General features: G+C 46.0%; 26 protein-coding genes. 3 read left to right on the plus strand and 23 right to left on the minus strand.

The window, feature by feature from the left end:
• Positions 1–19: 19 nt before the first annotated feature.
• The 11 genes from J2T20_RS18725 to J2T20_RS18775 all read right to left on the minus strand — a co-directional run bounded on the left by J2T20_RS18725 (position 20) and on the right by J2T20_RS18775 (position 8,848).
• Positions 20–517, minus strand: a complete 498-nt coding sequence (locus J2T20_RS18725; RefSeq protein WP_307590865.1) for a hypothetical protein — start codon at positions 515–517, stop codon at positions 20–22.
• Between the two features lie 37 nt (positions 518–554).
• Entirely contained in the window at positions 555–935 is a 381-nt protein-coding gene (locus tag J2T20_RS18730; RefSeq protein WP_307590866.1) for a hypothetical protein, read from the minus strand.
• Positions 936–951: 16 nt separating this feature from the next.
• On the minus strand, positions 952–1,095 hold the full coding sequence (locus J2T20_RS18735; RefSeq protein ID WP_307590867.1) for a hypothetical protein: 144 nt from the start codon (positions 1,093–1,095) through the stop codon (positions 952–954).
• A complete protein-coding gene (locus J2T20_RS18740; protein WP_307590868.1) occupies positions 1,092–1,265 on the minus strand; it encodes a hypothetical protein in 174 nt (57 codons plus the stop codon). The genes J2T20_RS18735 and J2T20_RS18740 overlap by 4 nt, the downstream gene beginning before the upstream one ends.
• Before the next feature lie 57 nt (positions 1,266–1,322).
• Positions 1,323–2,192, minus strand: a complete 870-nt coding sequence (locus J2T20_RS18745; RefSeq protein ID WP_307590869.1) for a hypothetical protein — start codon at positions 2,190–2,192, stop codon at positions 1,323–1,325.
• Between the two features lie 11 nt (positions 2,193–2,203).
• The gene (locus J2T20_RS18750) at positions 2,204–3,253 is read right to left on the minus strand and encodes a hypothetical protein (RefSeq protein ID WP_307590870.1); all 1,050 of its coding nucleotides are present in this window, start codon (positions 3,251–3,253) and stop codon (positions 2,204–2,206) included.
• Positions 3,254–3,264: 11 nt separating this feature from the next.
• The gene (locus tag J2T20_RS18755) at positions 3,265–4,737 is read right to left on the minus strand and encodes a hypothetical protein (RefSeq protein ID WP_444939703.1); all 1,473 of its coding nucleotides are present in this window, start codon (positions 4,735–4,737) and stop codon (positions 3,265–3,267) included.
• Positions 4,734–5,798 (minus strand): hypothetical protein, encoded by a 1,065-nt coding sequence (locus J2T20_RS18760; protein ID WP_307590871.1) that lies wholly within the window; start codon positions 5,796–5,798, stop codon positions 4,734–4,736. The genes J2T20_RS18755 and J2T20_RS18760 overlap by 4 nt, the downstream gene beginning before the upstream one ends.
• Positions 5,799–5,815: 17 nt before the next feature.
• Complete coding sequence (locus J2T20_RS18765; protein ID WP_307590872.1) at positions 5,816–6,547, minus strand: hypothetical protein; 732 nt, start codon at positions 6,545–6,547, stop codon at positions 5,816–5,818.
• Positions 6,548–6,775: 228 nt separating this feature from the next.
• Entirely contained in the window at positions 6,776–7,675 is a 900-nt protein-coding gene (gene purU / locus J2T20_RS18770; protein WP_307590873.1) for a formyltetrahydrofolate deformylase, read from the minus strand.
• Positions 7,676–7,735: 60 nt separating this feature from the next.
• Positions 7,736–8,848 carry a deoxyribonuclease IV gene (locus tag J2T20_RS18775; protein WP_307590874.1) on the minus strand — a complete coding sequence of 371 codons (1,113 nt, stop codon included), beginning with the start codon at positions 8,846–8,848 and terminating at the stop codon, positions 7,736–7,738.
• A 169-nt stretch (positions 8,849–9,017) separates the two neighbouring features.
• On the opposite strand from J2T20_RS18775, the gene J2T20_RS18780 reads away from it, so the two are divergent.
• Positions 9,018–9,482, plus strand: coding sequence for a DUF2621 domain-containing protein (locus J2T20_RS18780; protein ID WP_307590875.1), 465 nt, complete (start codon positions 9,018–9,020; stop codon positions 9,480–9,482).
• 25 nt (positions 9,483–9,507) lie between these two features.
• The gene (locus J2T20_RS18785; protein ID WP_307590876.1) at positions 9,508–10,425 is read left to right on the plus strand and encodes a TIGR01777 family oxidoreductase; all 918 of its coding nucleotides are present in this window, start codon (positions 9,508–9,510) and stop codon (positions 10,423–10,425) included.
• On the opposite strand, the gene J2T20_RS18790 is transcribed toward J2T20_RS18785, so the two are convergent.
• From J2T20_RS18790 to J2T20_RS18835, 10 genes are all read right to left on the minus strand, one after another.
• Complete coding sequence (locus J2T20_RS18790) at positions 10,404–11,948, minus strand: DUF6382 domain-containing protein (protein ID WP_307590877.1); 1,545 nt, start codon at positions 11,946–11,948, stop codon at positions 10,404–10,406. The two genes, J2T20_RS18785 and J2T20_RS18790, sit on opposite strands and share 22 nt — an antisense overlap.
• Positions 11,949–12,010: 62 nt before the next feature.
• The gene (locus tag J2T20_RS18795; protein ID WP_307590878.1) at positions 12,011–12,520 is read right to left on the minus strand and encodes an A24 family peptidase; all 510 of its coding nucleotides are present in this window, start codon (positions 12,518–12,520) and stop codon (positions 12,011–12,013) included.
• Positions 12,521–12,547: 27 nt separating this feature from the next.
• Complete coding sequence (locus J2T20_RS18800; RefSeq protein WP_307590879.1) at positions 12,548–13,519, minus strand: TadE/TadG family type IV pilus assembly protein; 972 nt, start codon at positions 13,517–13,519, stop codon at positions 12,548–12,550.
• 18 nt (positions 13,520–13,537) lie between these two features.
• Positions 13,538–15,805 (minus strand): hypothetical protein, encoded by a 2,268-nt coding sequence (locus J2T20_RS18805; RefSeq protein WP_307590880.1) that lies wholly within the window; start codon positions 15,803–15,805, stop codon positions 13,538–13,540.
• 15 nt (positions 15,806–15,820) lie between these two features.
• A complete protein-coding gene (locus tag J2T20_RS18810; protein WP_307590881.1) occupies positions 15,821–16,477 on the minus strand; it encodes a TadE family protein in 657 nt (218 codons plus the stop codon).
• Between the two features lies 1 nt (position 16,478).
• A complete protein-coding gene (locus J2T20_RS18815) occupies positions 16,479–16,667 on the minus strand; it encodes a Flp1 family type IVb pilin (protein ID WP_307590882.1) in 189 nt (62 codons plus the stop codon).
• A gap of 12 nt (positions 16,668–16,679) precedes the next feature.
• Positions 16,680–17,552, minus strand: a complete 873-nt coding sequence (locus J2T20_RS18820) for a type II secretion system F family protein (RefSeq protein WP_307590883.1) — start codon at positions 17,550–17,552, stop codon at positions 16,680–16,682.
• Between the two features lie 13 nt (positions 17,553–17,565).
• Positions 17,566–18,324, minus strand: a complete 759-nt coding sequence (locus tag J2T20_RS18825; RefSeq protein WP_307590884.1) for a type II secretion system F family protein — start codon at positions 18,322–18,324, stop codon at positions 17,566–17,568.
• A gap of 1 nt (position 18,325) precedes the next feature.
• On the minus strand, positions 18,326–19,594 hold the full coding sequence (locus J2T20_RS18830; protein ID WP_307590885.1) for a CpaF family protein: 1,269 nt from the start codon (positions 19,592–19,594) through the stop codon (positions 18,326–18,328).
• On the minus strand, positions 19,587–20,753 hold the full coding sequence (locus J2T20_RS18835; RefSeq protein ID WP_307590886.1) for a hypothetical protein: 1,167 nt from the start codon (positions 20,751–20,753) through the stop codon (positions 19,587–19,589). Before J2T20_RS18835 ends, J2T20_RS18830 begins: the two co-directional genes overlap by 8 nt.
• Before the next feature lie 425 nt (positions 20,754–21,178).
• On the opposite strand from J2T20_RS18835, the gene J2T20_RS18840 reads away from it, so the two are divergent.
• Positions 21,179–21,730, plus strand: coding sequence for a thermonuclease family protein (locus J2T20_RS18840; protein WP_307590887.1), 552 nt, complete (start codon positions 21,179–21,181; stop codon positions 21,728–21,730).
• Between the two features lie 13 nt (positions 21,731–21,743).
• Here the strand turns inward: J2T20_RS18840 and J2T20_RS18845 are convergent, their stop codons facing one another.
• Both J2T20_RS18845 and J2T20_RS18850 read right to left on the minus strand, forming a co-directional pair.
• Positions 21,744–22,205, minus strand: coding sequence for a thiol-disulfide oxidoreductase DCC family protein (locus J2T20_RS18845; protein WP_307590888.1), 462 nt, complete (start codon positions 22,203–22,205; stop codon positions 21,744–21,746).
• Between the two features lie 97 nt (positions 22,206–22,302).
• Positions 22,303–22,581 (minus strand): hypothetical protein, encoded by a 279-nt coding sequence (locus tag J2T20_RS18850; RefSeq protein ID WP_307590889.1) that lies wholly within the window; start codon positions 22,579–22,581, stop codon positions 22,303–22,305.
• Positions 22,582–22,708: the final 127 nt, after the last annotated feature.

Genomic DNA, 22,708 nt, shown 5'->3' on the forward strand with positions numbered 1-22,708 from the left:
TCCCTTTAGTATTATCATTTTACTTATCGTACTTATATTCCTGAATGGCTGGTACACGAATCGCTTCTTGGGTTTTGGTCCTGCTAATAAGAACGGGATGTTTCGTTTCTATAACGGAGATAACGGACGGTCCCTGTATGTATTTTGTAATTCCGTATTGTGCATCTTCATATAAAAAAGGAAAGGATACACCCGAAGACTCGTCTATAATGACGAATTTCACAATTGTTACCTTGTCGTGAAGCCGACTGCCGGATTTAGGGGTTAAGTCATCATCCAGTCCCAGGTTAAGTTGGAGTGTTTCTTGAAATGTCTCATACGCAATGACGGGTTCAATAATTAAGCGGCCTTGTGAGCGTTCGATTTCATTTATTTCTTGAACAGCATCGTGTACCGCCATGTTATTGGCATCTTTAAGCAACCCCCTTTCTATATCCCATTCTTGATTTTGTACCTGAAAAAACCATGTATAGATGAAGATCAACAGAACAAACGCAAGTTTTACTATATAGTCCATTAAGCTTCACACTCCTAAGTTAACTCCCTCTGGCTGTTCAATCCAGATATTCACTCATAATGGAGCCATGTCCATAGTAGTTAACGGGCTGCGATACGGTTGAAAAGTTATACGGAAAAAGATGAACACGCGGCGCTTTGATATATACATCCAGTCTTTTTTTTCGTTCCTGGATAATCTCGGTACTGCTGGTGATTTCGATGGAGTCTTCGGAGAACCCGATAGCCTTCAGATTTGAGGTGACTTCATTCCTCATGGCAGCGGTGACCATCCCCTCTGTAGCTGCTTTTTGGGTAAGGTAGGACGTGTTGGCTTTGATCTGCAAATCTAGCAAATAATCTATGTAGGTAAAGATAGGCTGCAGAATAATAAAAAGAACAAGCCACATGAACAAAGCCCGGAGGACGGTCGCCTTCAAAGAATATGCCCCTCTCCTAATACTGCTCTATTTGCTTGGTATGCGTGATAACATCATCTTGACTGCTGCCGATAATATTCGTTGCTGCCGAGATAAAGATCCCGGCAATGACAAAACCAATGGCTAAGAACATAGCGACAGAGATAGAGTCCTTTTTCATAGCGGTGAACCTACAGTCTCAACCATACTTACTGCCGGGATCGCAGGTTTATTATCATCCGCATCACCTATCACATCTCGAACTACCGGAACCAAAATGGCAATTACAATGGCAACACACAGAAATCCTATAGCAATAAACAAACCTGTAGAAATAGCGTCCTTCTTCATTGTTAAAATCTCCCTTTTATTTTATAATTTTATAAGTTGTTTGAATATGACATAATTTTATTGAAATAAAGCAATTCCGTTAAAATTCCCCTTGATCAACATAATGTACTGCATCGCCAATGAAACGATCATCAAAAAGGTAGCAATAGACGGGATCACAGTGATAATAGAAGAGATATCCCCAATAAAGGACCATTTTTTCAAGTACTGATCACTTGATATTTTAGATATAATCTTGCCTTGTTCACGCAAATACCGCGCCGCCTCCACATCATCATCCATCCCTTCTGTTGCAAGTAAGATCGACCTAATATCATTGATAAAAGCATGATTCTCAGGGAATTTAGCGCAAAAAGCTTCAATTGCCCGTTCCACCCCTTCATCTATGGCCCCCTCCGACAGCTCGTACAAATCCTGACGAATGTACTGAAAATGCGCGGCGGTTCCTGCACAGAATGCACCAAATTGCATATACCCGTCCCTGCGAAGACGATTATTCTCATATAGACGGATGAAGGATATCAGCTCGCCGTCTTTTTGAATTTTTGTTTTTTGATGAAGCCAGGCCAACAGCCAGCCAAACGGAAGAAACCGCGAAGGACTGGTAATTATGAGGATTAGACAAGTGACGAGGACATCATATCCTGAAAATACATCGTGGTGAATATAGTCGCCCAAGACTTGCATAGTTAAATAAAAAAGTGCTGCGGTGTAACGGAACATCGTAACTTTTCGCGCGGAAATCGATAACCCGCCATTATGCAGCAATTGCTGAAGACGTTCATTGCCCTTGCGGTTGCCGAAGTTGTTCCACCTAAGCTCTAACCGTTGCAGGTATCGTTCTTGCTTAGTGCTGCTGCTGACGAACACAAGTATTGCTAAGTAGACGACACCGAATACAGCGATTAACACTAACCATCTATCCATAGTTCATCACCTTAATGGTAGTCCAATTTGGGTTTGGCAAGAATGGTACTGATAATAAAAGAGACAAATAATCCCGCGACAATCACTGCCAGAAACGTTAGACCAACCGAAGTCTGAAACTGTAACCGGAAATACACATCAGGCTTAAGCATGTAGATAAAGGTTCCGACCGAAGATACCAGCACTACAAGATTACCGTACAACCCGAGACTGATGGCATCTCTGCTTCCCGCTTTAACTGTCAGAATAGTCTCTCGCTGCTGTTCCATTGAACGGTTCAACATCATTAGCGAGTTTTTCAAATAAACCGTCCCCTCCTTCTCTGAATAAAGCAAGTCTGATAAGAATTCAACGGCAAAGGTTGTCCCAATGGTTCTTGAGAATCGTCCCGCTTCCTCATAAAGCTCTCTTTCATTGCTATAATTAGCAAATGCGTTCCCTAATAGTTTCAGAGGTACTTTCAGGACATTATTTGTAGTTAAAAAATCAGCTGTTTTTGTAAGAAGAGCATCCACCGGCAGATGCGTAAACTTGGTAGAGATTTTAACGACATCCAGCAGATCGTAGCTGCCCCGTACCTTCCTCTGCGCGTAGATGTATCTCATTCGAAAATAGGGAAGACTCGCTGCAATACCAGCTATAAAAAATGGAAAACGCCACGCCCTCTCGGTTGAAACTCCTTCATTAAAATTCATCCCCTCCAAAAAAGGATTTTGAAAGCTCAAATGTCCCGGCAGTTCGCTGAGCGTTAGCAGACCCGACATAAAGACAGCGATAAACAAAATTCCTGTTCGTAAAAGGAAGCGGATTACGCTTATTCCCGGCTCATACCTTCGGTCTGCAAAATACAACAGGTTATCGAAATGTCGGTAGATCCATAACCCCTTATTGCTCTTGTTTACTTTTTTGCCAAAACCACGCATCCCCAGGCTGATTCTGAAATCGACCTTATGACCGACATGCCTTAAATTTCGTTCTACCAGTGGCTTAACCAGCAGCCATAATCCGCGAACAATCAACAAATGAAGGATAAAACGAAGCATATAAAATAAAAGTTCCAAGGTTTCACCGCCTATTCGTTGAGAACAATCCGTGATTTCAAGCTTTCCTTCATGGGAAACTTCATCGGTTTTACTTTTGCAAGTTGTTCAAGTTCCCGTTGTAGCACTCTGGCAGTAGCGGCATCCTTTTTGTTCATTTTTGTTAAAAGCTCTTGGGTCAGCTTGTCATTATATGTCCACCCCGATTGATCAGCCTCCCAGCGCATGAGGTCGTTCGCAAACACTGAATTGCGTTCCTCATCATAAAACACCTCGGATATCCGAGTAAGCCGCTTCTTCCCCTCCTGAACACTCTCCAAAATAAAAACCAGCTCACAGGCTTTCAATGCGGAGACGAGATGCCCTTTCAGACTTCCGCCAATCCGGGTAGAAACCGCAAACGCGCCTTGATAAGGTATATCCTCCGAATCTACAGTATGAAAAGTTCCGGTAATGCCGTCATAACCTTTTTCTCCGCTCCATAAATAAAACTCCCATTCGTTATAGCGCATCTCGGTCATATAAAGAATATTCGGATCATGCCGCAGTGACTCCACACCCACCTCCATCAACTCTTCGTTGCTCGCTTGAATGGGGATAATACGGTGCCCTTTAATCTGATAGGGTAGAATCGACTCGGGATGCTTTTCGATCATGACGACACCCATGCAGGATGTAGATCCGAGCAGTTGCTCGCCAACAATGGTATTAGCAAAGGTTGTTTTCCCCGAGCCGACAGCACCCGCTATGATCGTATTGCGAAAGGTACCTGATAGCGACCTGATTAATTCCACTGCCTCTGCCGGTATACATTCGGTCCCCGCCTGATCTTCCAGATCTAGAAACTCTACCACCTGCCTCCTTAGCGAAATCGTCGTAAACCCCTCCCAAACCCGGGGGGAAACCCAAATCGCAAGTCGTATGAAGCGGCCGGGCCAAAGGGGATCATCCATTTTGAACTCCACGGAAGGATTATCTTTATTCAGCTTTTTGTTTTGATCGCTTTTGAGCAAGGATCTTTTTAATTGTTCAACCCGATCCAGTGAGGGCATTTCGTAAGGGTAAACAACAAATTTGCCCCTATGGTTATAAAAGATTTGCCGTCCAATCATTTGCAGCCCCGTAGATTCGCTGTATGCGCGGTCTGTAAACCAACGGTAAGCCGGGCCAAAGCCCTTCCACTCATGAAAAAGCGCCTCTGCCGCAGTTTGATAAGCTTCTGGAACTCTTCCGGTAAACGGTGTTTTTCGTAAGTACTTCTCAATTTCATTCATAAAAAAACTGACTGCCTGAGGATCTCCTATCAGTGCCTTGGCATTAAGCTCGAAATAGTACTCGTCCTCCCGTTCAAGACCAACATTCATGTCTCTTTTCATTTGCTGCAGGAAAATATTGAAATCCTCGTTACCGGGTTTTCGGTTTCGCTGCATGCTTTGTTTAAGAGAGAATGGCGAATGCTGAGGCGCTGAATCCACTGGCATTATCGGCCTTTCATGCATGTTCACAGAAAACCCGCCTTCTTTCTCGCTTCCGGTACTAAACCCAAGGCTACGAGGAGGGATTGAACCTTTCCGTCGACGAGCTGAAGTTCTTTTTTGCCCATAGGAAGACTGTCCTGAAAGGGCGGATAATACGGGATTTCCAGTAAAATCTCACTGCCGAGTCGGAGCGCCATATTTTTCGGGGAGAGCATTTCCTCCACATTGCAGCGATTGATTATAAAGTTAAAATCATGCGCATGCAGATCCAGCTGACCTGCCAGCTCGAGAAGAGGTTCCAATCTGTATTGGTGCTTCGGATGAGTAACCATCATGCGCAGAGCGGAACTTTGCATACCTACGTACCAAGCGGCGCTTTCGGGTATAGAACCGAAATCAGCAATAACCACATCGGCATTCTCACCCGCTTTAGCCAACAAATACTGTATTTCATCCTCCTGATAATCCTGAGCGCTTAGAAAGTCATAATTGCCCGGCAGATATAAATATCCCTCCTGTTTAATGAAAGCTTCAAAATCATCGTCGTTCAGCATCTTTCCTGTAATCCTCGGCCGCAGTCTGTCGAGACTAATTACAGCTTTTCGGTCATAACCCGGGTCATAAAGGTCGAGCCCCAGTAAAATCACTCTCTGACCCGTTGCCGCAATTCGCCTTGCGAACAGCTTGGCAGCAGTCGTACAGCCAATACCTGGACCAGAACCGAAAAAACCGATCCAATTGCTGCTTGCTTCTCCCTCCTCTTCTACAATAAATTGAATTTTCTCAATAATTCCTGCTGCCGTAGTTCGCGGTGGTAAGAAGTAGATGCTCAGGGTTTCGCAAAGCATATGTACTGCCTGATATCCCTTCACTCCCTTGTTCAAAAACATATAGATCAGGGTGGTGTTCTTATATCTGGTGCGGAGTTCACCTAGCTCTGAAACCGGAGTTATATCACTAGTTACGATAAATATGTGACCCTCAGTCTGCAGCGGATCGGGCAACACAGTTTGGGTTACAACGGTATATCCGGCATTTTTAATATCGTTTATAGTCAACTGATCCATGCCTAGACAAAATATTTTCATTTGCTGCTCCCTCCTTCCTATTCCACTCGTACAATCCAAAGCTTAAAGCCCTGTTCCAAATAGCCTTTCAGCCGCTCACCTTCACTTTTCTTCAGTTTAAGCTCGGGTGAGGCAACCTTCCCGGTAGAGGTCAGCCGATTATTGTTATTCCCGTGCTCCGTGTCCAAGACATCATTGTTATCCTCTGTACGGACGTAATTGACGGTTACGCCGGTGAGAAAAGCCTGCTGCCCAGGCTGATTAAGTGGCACGGAATCCCTTGAAACTGGAGGATCGACCTCACCTTGAGTGTTATTCTTTTGCTTTTCTTCTTTAACCAGATAAATATCTACCTGATCCCTGCTGCGTAAAGATCCATTAATGCCATAGATAGCCTCCTTCGGAATAGGAAAAACCCCTTCATCCCGGGTGGGCTCTAATTCATTCACATCAATTAAGGCTTCTGTTAAGATACTGCCGTTGGTGAGATTTACATTCGTAACCTTATGCTCGACCTGTGATATCTCTGTAATCACTGCATATGGAATATCCTTTGTCTGCACTGTATCCAAATAGAGATCGGATCCCTGTAGTTCATAGTTTTTGGGCAGGATCTTCCCCTCCTCCACTTTGACCTTCACCACTGTTTGCGAGAGCACATATGGCTTGAAGTAGAGATCATAGCCTAGAAGACCGCCGAAGCCGACAAGTAGAATAAGAAAAGCAAATAAATAATTACGCTTTAACAGGTGACCCCGCTGATAAGACAACCCGCCGCCTCCTTTGAATTTTGATCCTATTCGAGAAATTTTGCGCATGACAAAATGCACTTTGGCGTAGTTATCCAAAATGCTGGTAAAATGCTTTTTTACCTGTTATGCGTAAGGGGTTATTAGATTAGTGGGGAGTTGATGAGTATGATCTGTGGGGTGATGAAACTCGGTGAAAAGAATGAGATTCTTCCCGGTTTCTTTTCACCGATATACTATCTATAAAGATTAGTTAAAAACAACAGTCTTATTGTGGTGAACGAGAATACGATCCTCGATATGCCATTTTACGGCCCGCGCTAATACTACACGCTCGATAGTTCGTCCAATTCTCTTCAGTTCGGTTACATCATCGCTATGACTTACACGCTGAACGTCCTGCTCAATAATCGGGCCTCCGTCCAATTCCTCTGTAACGTAGTGGGCGGTTGCTCCGATAATTTTCACACCACGCTTGTAAGCCTGGGCGTAAGGTTTACCTCCAACAAATGCCGGAAGGAAGGAATGATGAATATTGATAATCCGGTGACGGTAATGCTCGATAAACGACGGGGAAATGATCTGCATATAACGTGCCAATATAATGACGTCGATATGATTGCCGATCACTTCAAGTTGCCGCTCCTCAGCTTCTACCTTAGTGTCTGCAGTAACTGGGATATGATGAAAAGGAATACCAAAAGATTCTACGTAGGCCTTCATATCGGTGTGATTGCTGACTACCAGGGCAATTTCAGCATCCAGGTCTCCAGCTTGCCACTGCCACAGCAATTCAACCAGGCAATGGTCTTCTTTGGAAACAAAGATAGCCAGCTTCTTCTTGTGGCTCACATTGAAAATTTGCCAATCCATGCTGAAACGTTCAGCTATTGAACTGAACAAATTACGCAGCTCTTCCAGACGCTCCTCCAGCTCAGGCAGGTCAAACTCTACTCTCATAAAGAACATCCCACCTTCGGGATCCATAGTATACTGGTCCGACTGTACAATGTTAGCACCATTTTCGTACAGGAATTGTGAGACCGCCGCAACAATACCAGGCCCGTCCGGGCAGGAGATAAGCATACGCGCTCGGTTTGGATTCAGTTTATCCCCTGAGGAACTCTCTCTCTTAACATGTAATTCCATGACTTCTATTCCATCCTCTCATCTACTTACGCTATCTATAGGTATTCGAATCGCTTGATTCTATACAGTTCCTGCCAACCAAGCAATCAAGCGATGATTGATTGCTTCCTCACTTAAGTCTGGGAAAAGCTCAGCAGCAGTTACATAATCGTATAGTCGCTCAAGCGGTTCGCGCGGATCTTCTTTTTTAGCCTTGGCATCGTTTTTCAGCACCGTCCAGATATCAAGAACATATTGACGGTGATCAAGCTCAAGCTCTGCAAAGAAGCTGCGCAGTTTTTGAACATCCGCTACGAATTCCGGACCAAAGCGCTCTTCCACATTTCCCCGCAGCAGAGCAATTTCCACCTCGTACATTGGGCGTTGAGTTTTTGCATCTTTACCGATCCAAGGTGTCTCCAGTATGAATGGCCGACCTGCTAGTGCTGGATGATTTACCACCTTATTAAGGGCTTCAAATCCAATCCAACCTGAACCTACCGGCGTATGACGGTCTTTACCCGCCCCGCAAGGATTTTTGCTGTCGTTAACATGCACCACTCCGATACGATCCAATCCTATCGTTTGGTCAAAATGCTCCAGCACTCCATCCAGATTGTTCACGATATCATACCCGGCATCATGAATATGGCAGGTGTCGAGACAAATGGATATCCGCTCCTTATGCTCTACTTTCTCGATCATAGAGGCGATTTCCTCGAAGCTGCGGCCCATTTCTGTACCCTTTCCAGCCATGGTCTCCAGAGCAATATGAACCTCAGTTTCATTCGTTCCGCCTAAGACCTCATTAAGTCCGTCAGCAATCCGTTGAATACCGTATTCCGCATCCTTATCCGTAAATGCTCCGGGATGCAACACAATGTGTTTAACTCCAAACGCATGCGTACGACGGATCTCCTCCTTAAGGAAATCAACGGCCAGCTTATATATGCTTTCCTTATAAGAGCCCAAATTAATAATGTATGGAGCATGAACGATGGTTTCTTCGATGCCGCTACTTTCCATAGCTAATTTTCCTTCTATAGGATACAAGTCATCAATTGGCTTACGGCGTGTATTTTGCGGCGCTCCGGTATAGAACATAAATGTGCTGGAGCCGTACTCGTTTGCCTCATTCACCGCGCTCAGCAATCCCTTAGGTGAGCAGGACACATGAGAACCTATTTTCAGCATGCGACTTCCCTCTTTCTTTCACGAATTAAACCTTATTCTAACGTGATTAAGAAAATAAATCTAGGCAAGCCGGGGTATCCCCTTTTCCGCTACGCAAAACTATATAAATACGTTATAATTTAGGTCAAAGATAATTTGTGACAATAATCATTGTCGAGGTGAATTATACATGTCTATTAAATTAGAACTGAGCTTATTATCCGTATCACCGAGCAACTGGTTTATGAACTCCATCGCATTTTGGACGTTTTTACTGCTGGGCACCATGTGCATAGGTGGTTACTTTATGTTCCGTAAATTTCTGAAGGTGCTCCCTAAGGCTGACGGAAAATCAAAGTTAGATTGGCAAAATTACTGGGTAGAACGCAGCAGACCTCTATGGAGCGTTGAATCCAAAGCCTTTCTGGATCAGTTGGTTCAACCTGTACCCTCACCGTTCCGCGATATCGCCAAGCACTCCATTGCTGCCGAAATAGGCAAGATTGCAGTGGAGACCCATGCGCCGGAAGTAACACGCGATCACTGTATTAAGGGCTACATTGTTGCCACACCAAGACGTGATAATCGCTTTCTGGTCAGCTTCCTTGAAAAGAACGGCATTGATTACTCTCCTTACCGCCATTTGATGAAGTAAGTATAGTCCAAAGGAGGACTCCAGGTTGAAATATGCAATTTGCGGAGGAACCGGATTTATCGGCAGTGCTCTTACTAAATACTGGCTTCAGGCTGGACACGAGGTTGTGGTTATCGGAAGGAAACTACCGGACACACCCTCGAATAACCCGCTGCTTCATTACGTGACCTGGGATCATCTAGCCTCAAATCCCAATCCCGTCGAAGGTTGCGATGCCTTGGTTAACCTCGCCGGAGCTTCACTCAGCCAGCGTTGGAGTTCGAAAGGAAAACAAGCGATTAGACAATCACGACTTGAAACCGTTACCGCAGCCGCTAAACTCATCGAGTCTCTTGAGCATAAACCATCCGTTGTTATACAAGCCTCTGCGGTTGCCATTTATGGCACTTCCGAGAAGGACACCTTTGATGAATCCTCACCAGCCCGTGTAATGGATTTCCCTTCGGAAGTGGTAAGAGATTGGGAAGAATCGGCAGACCGTTCCTACAAAGGTGTTCGACTAGTTAAACTGCGTACCGGAGTCGTTCTTGGCAACAAGAGCGGAGCTTTCCCCAAAATGAAGCTGCCCTACCTACTTGGTTTTGGAGGTAAAATCGGCAGTGGCCGCCAGTGGGTACCCTGGATTCATCTCACTGACATCATAACCTTGATTGACTTCTGTATTGCTAACCGTGAGATATTCGGTCCAGTGAATGCAACTGCCCCGGAGCCTGTCACTAATGATGAATTTGGAAAAACAATCGCAAAAGTGTACCATCGTCCGCATTGGTTTCCTCTGCCCTCTTTCTTACTCAAGACAGCACTTGGCGAGCTTTCTGAGATTTTGTTAAAGGGACAACGTGTTCTGCCGCAAAAGGCATTAAGTCATGGGTTCACCTATGCATTCCCTAAGCTTCAAGGTGCTATGGAGCAGTTAAAATATCATGCAGATCGGAACATATAATTGCCTTTCACAATGGTAAATACATCCCCTTCTGCAAGCTGATATTCCTTATACGGAATCATGGGCTCTCCTTGAAAAAAGGTACCGTTTCGTGAATCAAGATCCTTAAGTATGTACCCGCCTGTACTTCGGGAGATTTCCGCATGTACGCGTGAAGCTCCTTCTGACCTTTCAATATATTGTGCTACTTCTGTGGAGCGGCCGATAATGAAGCTGGGGCGATTAAGCTCAATTCTTTCCCGAAGACCGTCTCCCTCATCGTCGTACCTCTCCAAATATGGCACTTGGTGCTGCGCGTTCCCTAACCCTTGTTCTTTCACCTTAGGCTTCTCTCTGGATAACAGAGCGGTTGGTGGAATCGGCATTGGGATGGATGCAGCCACTTGCGCGGGTGCCATGGTTAGCTGATGCTTGTCTGAGGCCTCTACATCGGCTAGAAAATTAACAGGACTCGGGCCGCTGCGAGAGGCTGCTCTAGGTTCAGGATCATGCTTGGGCATTGCACTCGGCCCACTGCTATTCAGCGAAGGCCTGCTAAATCTCCGCTCTCCATCACCTAGTTTAAGACCAGTCATTGGCATCCTTATCTCCGCTTCCTCATCTTCATCTGCTTCACCGTTACTCCCTCCTAGACGCAATCTATCTAGCCAAGCCATACCACTAATAACAGCTAATACAATGCTCACCGCTCCGCAAATAATAAATGTCAGTGAGTTCGGCTTGTCGAGATATAGAAATTTCCATAACAGTGCGTCTCCCAATAGACAACCCAGTACAATGTATATTTTCGAGCTGGATGTCGTAGTAGTGGGCTCGTAGTTTCCGCTGTCGGACTTGTTGATAAGACTATCTTCTTCCATATTTTTAAAACTGGGGTACCCGCCTGTCCACCCGGCAAAGCGATTGGAGATCGTCTGTTCCTCCAAAGGTTCAGCAGTTATTGTTGCTCCCCGTTCCACGGTGGAGATGGGATTTACTTTTACAGATTCCCCGCCTTCCGTCAGCAGTTCGGCAAGCAGTGCCTTAAGTCCGCCCGATGAGAAGCCTTCCTCCCCGCAATACTGTAGAAGCCTTTGCACTCCGGTTCCCCTTAGCTCAGTGATTGAGGCCATTAGCACCATAATCAAGGATCGCATGCTCTCCCCGGGCTTATGTGTTGCAGCAGGATTATCCAATGGAATATAGGCCAAGTACACCTTGCCGTTTTGCAGCGACCCCTCTATAAAAATATAATCCTCGTGCAAGGCGTACATCATCGGGTCCAGCATATACAGCCTCCCTTCCTCCATACCCTGAGCCACTTGCAAGAGAAGCCCGAAGAAGGCATTCATAGATAACCTTTCACTTTTCAAAAGATGTGAGAGCATCTTCTTGCCGGTGACTGCGTATTCCAGCGTAACTCTCAAATCAATTTCCTTGAGATATAACTTTAAGTGATTGGGAATTTTCGTATTTACCATCATCCGGGTCTGTACTTTATTGAGCTTGCCCACTGACAATCCATCGGGCTCATCAAGCACCATACATATGCCATCCCGTTGTATAAAATCACAGGTCAATCCAAACAACAGCAATCACCCCTATTTTAAAAATATAGATACGTACACACCGAACCGGGAATGACAGCCAGCATAAAGGGAAAACGCAGCTGTTCTTTTCCCTTTCCTTTTAGAAAGTTCAAGTCATGCAATACAAAAAAACCGGTAATTCTGCTAAAGCTATTTCGTAATCGAGTTCCTGTTTCGCGACGATATAACACAATGATCCAACCAATTAAGGCTCCGATAAAAACCGAGTACATAATAACCTGTGCAGTGAACAACATCCCCGTCCAGGCTCCAATACCCGCAAACAGCTTGACGTCGCCTGCCCCAACCGCACCCATGAAATGCATAATAAGTAATAGAGCAAACCCCGCCGCAGCACCGCAAATTGCAAATAAGAATCCTTGCCAACCCTGCACAAACGCTTGAAGCACCAGTCCCGTAAAGAATGCCGGCACTGTAATCCAGTTCGGTATTCTCATTGAACGTATATCTGTAATTAAAGCTGCTGCCAAAAATGGTGTGCAGCCCCAAAATGCCCACTCCGTCATAGCTTCACTCCTTCTTTGCCCTCTCTTCTATTTCACAACAACAAAGGTGACTTCAATAAATTGGCCGTCATCAGTCTGAATGGTAAAAGGCCACGACCCTGGCGTCGTATTCACCCCGATTTTCCACTCCCACTCGATATATCCCTCACTGTCCGCTTGCTTCCAGCCCAAATATTTCGCACTGCTTTTACCACTTTTATAGAAAATCGTTAAGTTTGCGGAAGCATTGGGTTTGATTTTCGCACGGATCTTGCCTTGTTTGTTAGCAACCCCAGGATTGGGCTTCTCCAGAATAATAATTGCATCCTGTTCGCCCTGATCGTCTGCGGCTCCTCCATTACCGTATTCACCCGTATCCCCAATCCAAAGCCTTTCTACCGCACTGGCCTCCAGCACAATTCTCTGGTTCAGAAAAGGCACCTTCATCGGCAACTCATAGCTAACCTGCAGCCCGAAATAAGGACGTGTATTATCCTTTATCTCTGGAACGATCACGTTGGTTACATGGATTCTTTGGTATTCGAGAATATCTGCCGCCAGATAAGGCTTAAGCAAGGGCTTTACGGCCAAATCCAAAACGCTTTGTGAAGCCTCCGCTTGCAGTTCCTGCAATGGACCCTCCCCCTTCTGTACTGCACCTCTGACCCAATCGTCTAATGGTGAGGGCAATGAGGCGGCATACTTCTCACTCCAATCCATAAGTGACAAACGGGGAATACTCCAATTCGTGTTTGGCAGAGAAGCAGTCTCTCCTACAGATTCTGGAGAACTGGGAGTTTCTGCCTTCTGGGCAGCCAAAGCAGCGGGATACATATGTGTAGATACTACCTTGACAGTATCGGAGACAGTGCTTTGCAGGGCCGTGGAATACAAGGTCATCTGAATTATAAAAATCAGAAATAGAACAAACAGCAGAAAGATGGGCATTACCATTGCAGCTTCAACAACCATACTGCCCTCGTTCTTCACCGCTATCCCTATACGGCATCTGTACCTCATCAGCCCACTACCCTTCCACTAATAAGAAAAATCCGCCCGTATTCCCTTGTAATAGGTATTCTTCTGCACATCACCTGCAAGACCGGCAGTATAATCCAGTGCTTTGATTACACCGGGCAAAAACCATAATCGCATTCCCAGCTTAATCTCTGCTGAAGCATAGGTAAATTTCTCCGCAGGATTAATCCCTGTATTCAAGCGGATAAGAGCCAGCATGCGGGACAGCTGTGCTTCTCCACCACCGTGTAGCAACAGGAACAGCCTGAGATAATCACGGTAGGTAAGCTCAGCCGGTACATATTTGGATAGCGGGATTGAACCCTTGTTACACAGAAGAACCATGTCTTCAATAGCTTTACTAAGTCCGTATAACAGTGCCGCAGCCGTAATTGCCAATGGGTTCCCCAGAGTCGCCTTCTCAATAAATCCTTCCATAGTCCGCACCGCAAGCCTCATCGCAAATATTTCACTATATGCTGCTGCTACATTGCCTGCGGGATTATGGAATCCGTATAAAATGTATTCCAGCTCTTGCTGATGGGGGTCCATCTGATCTGACAGCTGTTGAATACTGTTCCCTTGTCCGTCTCCCGTTAAAGACGTGAGTCCGGAAACATCAAAATGCTCAAAATAAAGGGCGGAATATTCATTTTGAAAAAGTCGATCCCTTGCCCCGTCTAAGACGCTGCCCATCGCTTCATATATTCCATCCATGTCGTCCATAGCTTCACTTCCAGCCGAGTAAGGATTGGTAGAAGCCTTTTCCTCTTCAGGCAAACTCTGATTCAAACCTGCATTAAAGCTGATATTCTCATCATAATATTGCCGGAGTGTATCATAACGCTTTAGGGAGTCTCCCGCTTGTTGGCCCAAATCGCGAATCTTCGTTATAACATCCATGGCCTCGCGTAATTTGACCTTGCTCTGTTTCTCCGTCTCCTTACGCAATTTATCCGAGGTACGGTGACTTTCAATAGCTGCCTTTTCACTTGAAATAAGGACACCCTCATTCCCATACTCCTGAACATATGTGTAGGTCACTCTCGAGGCCCCTAGCACAGAACCTGTTAACCACGAAAGATCCGCGTCCAGACCTGAGGCGCTCCCAAGAGCTGCCGGTAACCCAGATACCTCTTGCAGAACCGATTGATAAGCACGATCCTGCACTGATATCCCTGTTTCCAAGCTACTGAGTTCAGAGACAGAGAGGAGCAAGCTATCCCCTTGTTCGCGCAGATTGGGTACTGCAGTGTCGTTTGTTCCCTCTAAGTTCCCGGGAATATCCCAGGTTTCAGCAGATGTATACCCAGGGCGCGTATTATCATTTCTTGACTGCTCTATTACAGCTTTCATACTGTCATTTAGTCTCAAAGCCTCAATGAGTGCGGTGCGCGATTCCTCCATTAACCTCGAATGAGTCTCTCGGAAAGTAATTAGTGCATCCTGAATCCGGGATGTAACTTCATAGGATTGCGATAAATAATTAGAGATTTTGTCCCTGTATTTGGGTTCCTCATCCTCCTCGAGATCCATGTCGGCATAGGCTTTATAAACGAAATCGCGATATTGTCCAACAATATTCGCTGCATTAGAGACACCACCAACGCCTTGATAGGGGATTGAGGTCGAACCTGGTGGACTTATGATTAACTCAAGCATTACTTTTACGCTTTCGGCGGCTTGACTGCGACGCTCCAGCATTAAATCCAATGCATCTTCACGTTGGTCATACAGCGGCTGAAGATTGCCGTACATATCAATCGTTCTTGAGGCCTCCCCCATAGCAGAAGATACCGGCTTGAACTTTCCGGCCAATTCCAGCGTGAAATCAATCGGAGCCTTATACTTCATTTCTTCATTAATTTGGCGGCGAAAAATAGCATATTCACCTAAAGGACGGTCCCACTCCAAGGAGGACGATTCCAGAGCCTGAGATAGGAGATTGAACTCATCTCCTCGTCCGCTCTTGCGCAAATTGTCACTTAATACCCTGGCTAATAACTGCTTCCCATCGCTATCCCCATAAGCAAACAACCCATAGTCTTCTTTGAGCTTAATATCATACGATGACATTACAGATCGAATACCGGCCCGGGCCAGCCGTTCTCCTTGCGTGTTAGCGGCAGCAATGCGTGCATAATCAATCAGTACTGCTGCAAACAGGAATACAAAGGCCAGAACCATAATTAGAAATACAGAAACTGAACCCTCTGTGTGTCTTCCCCGCCGCCAACGCCGCCGGGAACGTACGTGATGAATAGATGGACGGGGTGTTAATGTCTTCATACCAGCCTCCGAACTTCATTTCTTGAGTTTGCCTACCATTTCAGAGGCATCTTTTTGTTTCATTGCTGCTCCTGAGTTTCCATCTTCAGATCGTCCCTGAAACTTAGCACCATAGTAGCGCATCAGATCAATTGTACGGATGAACTCAACTGGCTCAGCTATCAATGATTGAGCTTCAACTGCCGGAATACCTCCATCTGCTAATATTTTATCCAGTCCAGGAAGGTCCAGCAGGTGTTGAAGCTTTAGGCTTACTTTTCGGCCGGTAAGGCCAAAGGTATACTTTATTTCTCCCGGCATATTAACCGAAACCTTCGCAGCCGATTGCCCTAGCTTCACTTTCGGTAGATCTTCTGCAGAGCCTTCAGTCTTGTCAGGCAGCAATACCGTCACACTTCCTCTTCCTGCTCCAAATAGCGTACCCAGCAAGTTATCTTCACCTATACGCCAGTAAAGAGAATCATATTGACCCGCTGCAAAGGAACCCGTAGTCTCTTTGTGACTGTTGTCCCAAGTATAGGCTCCACGTTCAGCAGTGGCAGAAGCCACCTGAAGCAGCATCGATTTCTGATAACTGTAGAGGCAGAAGAATAGCAGCAGCATCGTTATAAACATAATAATTGGCAGGAGAAGTGAAGCTTCGATCGTAAAGCTGCCATCTTCTTTCCACAAATTACTCAAATACTTCCTGACTTTTCTCTCCGGCTGTGGAGATCAGACTTTTGACTACCTTGACAATCTCTTCTTTGAACACCAAGACGACAGTTATTAATACAGCGATGATTAAGATCATTTCCAAGGTGCCCAGCCCTTCTTCATCTCTCCAAAATCCCATTGCATATCCCCGTAACGTTGACATCATAGTCTCATCCTCCTACATATTTAACATCATGAATGCCGGTGTTCCCACCAATACAATTACAACCAGAAAGATAACCACCATCGGAAAAACCAGCTTTGCGGAAGCCTGCTCACCGTGTGTTCGGCTAATCGCCTTTCTTCTCTCCCATAACATTCGGGACAAGTCACGCAGGGATAAAGCAAAATCTCCCCCGCCCCTGCGATAATTAAGCAATACCGTTGTAGTGAAAAGAGCCACCTCCTGTACCGCACACCGCTTGCTAAAATTTTCAAAAGCCTGCTGGAAGGAATAGCCGCTCTCCCATTCACTGATCATAGTCGCCAGTTCACGGTATAACGGGTGGCTTATATCCCCTTTTCGGCTAGCTGAACATCGGACCAGAGCTCTCTGCACCGTCTCTCCTGCACCTACTAGTAGTACAATACTATTCAACAGTTCTGGTAGCTCTAGCGTAATCAGCTGCTCTCGGAGCTTTACCTTTTTATGCAGATCACTCACCAGTGCCATGGGAAGCGCCCCTGCCAGAAACGTACCCAATACTACTCCAATACGCTCCCCGGTAATCAATGACAGCGTGCAACCAGCTGTTAGCAGCAGCCAACTGTAGCTCAGCATCTCTCCCAAGAAGAGCAAAGTACGTTCTGTACCCTGCCGTGCGCCTTGGCTTTTTTGAATGGAGCGTTGGATTCTGAATATCACTGAAGGAAAATAGCTTGTGATCCGACTCGCCTCAACTAGCAAGAGCAGCGGTTCCCCCAACTTGCGAAGCCGAATCCCTTCCATAGGCAAGCCCCTCAAATTAACGTACCTTCTGCCACATTTCAAACGAAGTATGAACCATGCAGCCGCCAAAATCAGGATGACTGCACCACAGATCCCACGCATTGTTTGCCCCCCATCAGAGCGGAATGTCCATGATCTTGGATATCCAGAGATAACATAGAAACAACGCCGCCAATGCCAACGTTGATATTGCAATACCAGCTCCTGTATACATGGGCTCCATGTAATCACCAGCTGTTAGGCTCATGAACATCACCATGGCAAGCGGAGAAACCAGTAGCGCCTTAGCCTCGAATTTCTTCTGTGCAACAGTTACGGCTATTTCCTGCTGAATATCCAGCTTCTCACTGATAACGCTTGAGGTACGGCGTACGACTTCAACTAAATCTCCCCCGGTCCGTTTGCAGACGGTGAATACATCAGCGAACCGTTCAATGTCCTCCATTCCTGCTCTTCTGCTGAAGTCGTGCAGCGCTTCCTCTACAGGCTGCGCATACTCCAGCCGGGCACAAATAATATTCAGCTCGGCTATCATATCGCTGCCGCCTTCGGGGTCCAGCATAAGCAGATCCTGTACAGCCTCCCGAAAAGCATTCTCCACTGATCTTCCGGCGGACAACGAGGAGGACAAGGAAAACAATGTCTGCTTGAAATGCAGATTCAATGCCGCACGCCGCCTTATCATTAAGTAATTTCTTAATAGCCGGGGAGCATAACCAGCAAATGGAACCAGCGCAAGCGATAAGATCCAATGATGATAAAAGAGATATCCAACCCCAAACAGCATTACTCCACCCATACCTAAGGCTGTGACTTTTTGCAACAAGGTTAGTTCATAGACAGTATAGTTCGGCAGTAATTGAGCTGGGTCCATCTTAGTCAACCGCCACCTCATTCCTGGCCGGAGCCCTTAAGTGAGATAAAGGATACGCATGAATACCGGACATACGAAGCTTATCCGTATGCAGCAACGGGTTTCCGGTAGGCATCAGTCCTCCCTGTACCCGTCCGCTATGCTCTCCCGTCTCCTGAAATTCGTATAAGGGATTTAGCAACACTTCTCCGTCCTTCAAACCGGCAACCTCACTGATTTCCAACACCCGGCGCGTCCGATCTCTCAGTCTCGATAAATGTACGAAAATATCAATTGCTGACCCAATCTGCTGCCGTACCACAGCGATAGGTAGATCTGCTCCACTGAGGACCATTGTCTCCAGACGGCTGACCATATCTCGTGAACTGTTCGAATGACCCGTTGACAACGACCCATCATGTCCTGTATTCATCGCCTGCAGCATATCGAGGCACTCCGCGCCGCGAACCTCCCCAACCACAATTCGATTGGGCCTCATCCGCAGGGATGAACGAATCAGGTCCCTGATTGTGATCTCCCCCTTTCCCTCAGTGTTAACGTTCCGTGTCTCCAGAGAGACCAGATTAGGCACTGTTACAATTTGCAGCTCTGCTGAATCTTCTATAGTAATGACACGTTCCTGAGGCGGTATGAATTGGGACAATGCGTTCAGAAAAGTGGTTTTGCCTGAGCCCGTACCCCCGCTTATAAAAATGTTATATTTGGCAGCAACCAAAATCTGCAGAAGCTCTGCTGCCTCTGGACTCAGCGCATCACGGCGTACCAGATCATCCATGGTCATCGGTGACTCCGGAAATTTTCGGATGGTCATCGCGGGACCTTTTAGCGCAACGGGAGGCAAAACGATGTTAACCCGGGAACCGTCCTTCAGCCTTGCATCCACTATGGGAGAAGATTCATTCACCACTCTGTTAACACCGGATACTACACTCTGGATAATATCCTCCAGCCTGCTTGCCGATTCAAAAGCCAAAGGAAGCCGGCGAATCTGCCCTTCTTCCTCTATGAAAATATCGCGGTGACTGTTAATCATAATTTCAGTGATGGCCGGATTATCGACCAGCGGCTGCAATATATCTAATCCCCGGAAAGAATCGAATAATCTTTTAACAAGTTCAAGCTTCTCCTGAGCCGTGAGATAACGAAGACTTTCCCTTTCAAAGGTTGTCCTTTCGATGTAAGTTAGAAGTTCACGGTTATCCACTGTAGAAGTAACATTAAGCCCTTCGCGGATATCATTGCGAAGCTTCCTGAACATTTCTTCATTCATAGCGGTTCTCCATAGCAAATGTGTGCGGCAGCATAGGCCCTATCATTCTCCTGCACAGCTGAAGAATTTCCTGCTGAAAGTAGGGGGAATTCAGATACAGTTCGCTGCGATACGGCTGATTCCAAGACGATATATACGGCAGGATGCTGTCTAACGGTATGCCATCGAGTGGTGGTCTTTCATCGGACACCTCCGAAAAGCAATTCATAACAAACCTGCTCCTGTCGATCAAACCCGGCGGCATACCTCCATGTGGGGCGGTGTAATGGGACAACCACTTCCCAGCCTTATGTATACTGACATCATCATCTCTAAGCACCCACAGCAGAACGCCGCATTTTTCAATAACAGCCTCCGTACGCTCTTCACCGATACTTCCCGTATCGATGATTACAACGTCATACCGTCTCCCGGACGCTAGAAGCTCCATTAGATCTAAGGCGTCCCTCTTGTTCATTTGAAGCATTTCCTTTACATTGCTTACCGGTTTAAAAGCGTCACACCGCGGGTTCTCATGGCGTATGGCATAACTCTGTATTTCGCCTTGAATCCCTGCCTCCGAGTCTCTGTTGGCTTGGATTTCGTAGAGCAGTCTTTCTAACCCCGGTATATTGTCCCTAGTCGAACGGAGATATAGGCTGCTGCTGTCCACACTCTCCAGATTGAGGTAAAAGACTGACAAACCAAGATCACTTAGCTGCTTCACTATATTTAAGGCGATCACTGTTTTTCCGCTGCTCCCGCTGCCGGATACGATCCCAAGCAGAAGGGTCTCCCCCTCAACCGTAGTGCATGTCCGTATCCGCTCCACTTCACATAGCTGCAGCATAGAGGTTAGCAGCGACGGAAGTGCTTGATACTTGGCGATAACTTGTCCAGCGGATAAGCCCTTGCTAATTTTCCCGATCATCCCCCCTTCCTCGCTAAGTACGGCCCATGGAACTGCAACTCTGCCCTCTACCAACCAAGCTTCAATAAAAGCTGGATCTCCTACTACGGCGTCCGGCACCTCCTCTTCTCTCATGTATTCCATAAAAGCATCCATCCGGCTAAAAGCTGTAATATGCAGCCTGTCCCCGTACTCGCTGTGACGAACATAATGCAGCAAGGGTTCAATATACTGACTTTCCCGCACAGCAAGTACAATTCTTACGGCCATGGAACTCCTCCTTCCCCTAAAAAAGACAGCAAAAAAGCACCGCCAATAACCGCGTGAAACGGTTATAGAACGGTGCTTCCGTTACTATTCCTTTAATTTACAGCTATAGTAGCATATATACAGATAGCTATCAATGATTATTTTTTCACATATAAATTGAACTTAAGTTTTTTGAATAAGGAATTAGTCGCACTGCGGTGAATGTTTGGACTTCCGGCCGCTGTTGTCTACAGATTTCTTTGAATGATACCGCTCTTCGCGGTAGAAATCCGTAGACAAAGGCGGTCGCTGTCGCTCCTCCAGTTCCAAAATTCCCTTCCGTCACTCCTTTCCTCTTTTTTAGTTTTAAAGTTCAATTATATAGCGATTTTATAAACTTTAGTGCAGCAATCAAGCTATAATCTACGATAAGGAGGGAAAGAAATATGATCCATAGATTATCCTTAAAAGCTGTGCTGCTGCTCCTATTACTCTTTACCGCCGCAGGATGTCAGCTATCCCCGCAAGAAACCAAATCCAATAGAACCCAAGTTCAGCTCATACGTACGGTTGATGGAGATACCTTGACTGTTAACTATAACGGGAAACAGGAGAAAGTGAGACTGCTGCTGATAGATACACCTGAGATGTCCCATTCTGTTTATGGGAAGGAGCCCTATGCACAGGATGCCAAAAGCTATACAGCGAAGATGATACAAGATGCCGAGATGCTGGAGCTTGAATTCGATGACGGACCGGAACGGGATAAATATTCGCGATTACTCGCATATGTATACGTTGATGGCATTATGCTGCAGGAGGCTTTACTGAAACAGGGACTGGCACGAGTCGCTTATATCTATCCACCTAATGTGCGATACGTAGATTTGTTCAAAGAAATAGAAGATAAAAGCCAAGATAAGGCCATAGGCATTTGGAGAGTAGAGGATTACGCCCAAGAAGACGGGTTTCATCCAGAGGTGATCGTTGATCCCTAAAAAAAAGACCCCACTACAGGAATCTCCGCCGGATATCTGGTGTGGGAATAAGACACTGTTCGTCACGCCCGAACCAGCGGTAACGATTCCTTGCTACATAACGGTACAATACGTTACGCAGTGGGGGCGGCACGAATATGAACCCATATGCAGCAGACCAAGGAAATCGCAGCCTACGGGCTATGCGGAGCACTGCAACGGACTGGGTATAGTAGACCCCGTTCTCCAGCAATACAACCGTACTTAATTGCCCACGCTCCAAGACTATGCCATGCTTATGAATCAGATTCTGAGCGATTTCACTCTGCAGGGAGGCGAACATGAACCTGCCCTTAGGGTCTCGTGGAATTATGAACCGAACCAACCCTTGGCACAAATGGCATACACCGTCAATCAGCACAATGGATTTCCCTGCTGTAAAATTTACCTCTACCGTATCCACCGGCAACCCTTCCTGGCTTCGTTCTTCGCTCATTAGTCCCACGCCCTTTCATAATACGATTAGTATATCCAAATAAATGGGCAAAACAAAAACGCGGGAAAACTCCCGCGCATCATGTTCCGTTCATGTGTTACTCGGCAATTGCCTTTTCAATCCATTGATCCCCGATCATTTGTCCTTCGAAGTCAGGAGTGAATGCTTCCATGCATTTGCAGATGAAATCTTTGCGGCAAATTGGGCATGGTGTTTTAAGCAGGCGGCTGATGTTCGTCATTTTCCATTCCGGAAACCGATTATAAAACGCACGGCACTCCGTTCCATCAGCAAGCTTGATAATGAATTCGAATAACCCATCCTTATCATTGCTGCTCGCTTTGGTAACATTCGTAATATTCGGTCTGTAAGACATCTTCATCACCCATTATTTAAATTTTTGTTTGTTAAATAGAACACACTGACATATACAGATACCTAGACATATTAAAGAATTTTAAGGGGGATGTCAACCAACACAGTCTCTATAGCCCTCTATTTGC

It is taken from the genome of Paenibacillus wynnii, from assembly GCF_030812855.1.
In the GTDB taxonomy this organism is placed as follows: domain Bacteria; phylum Bacillota; class Bacilli; order Paenibacillales; family Paenibacillaceae; genus Paenibacillus_AQ; species Paenibacillus_AQ wynnii_A.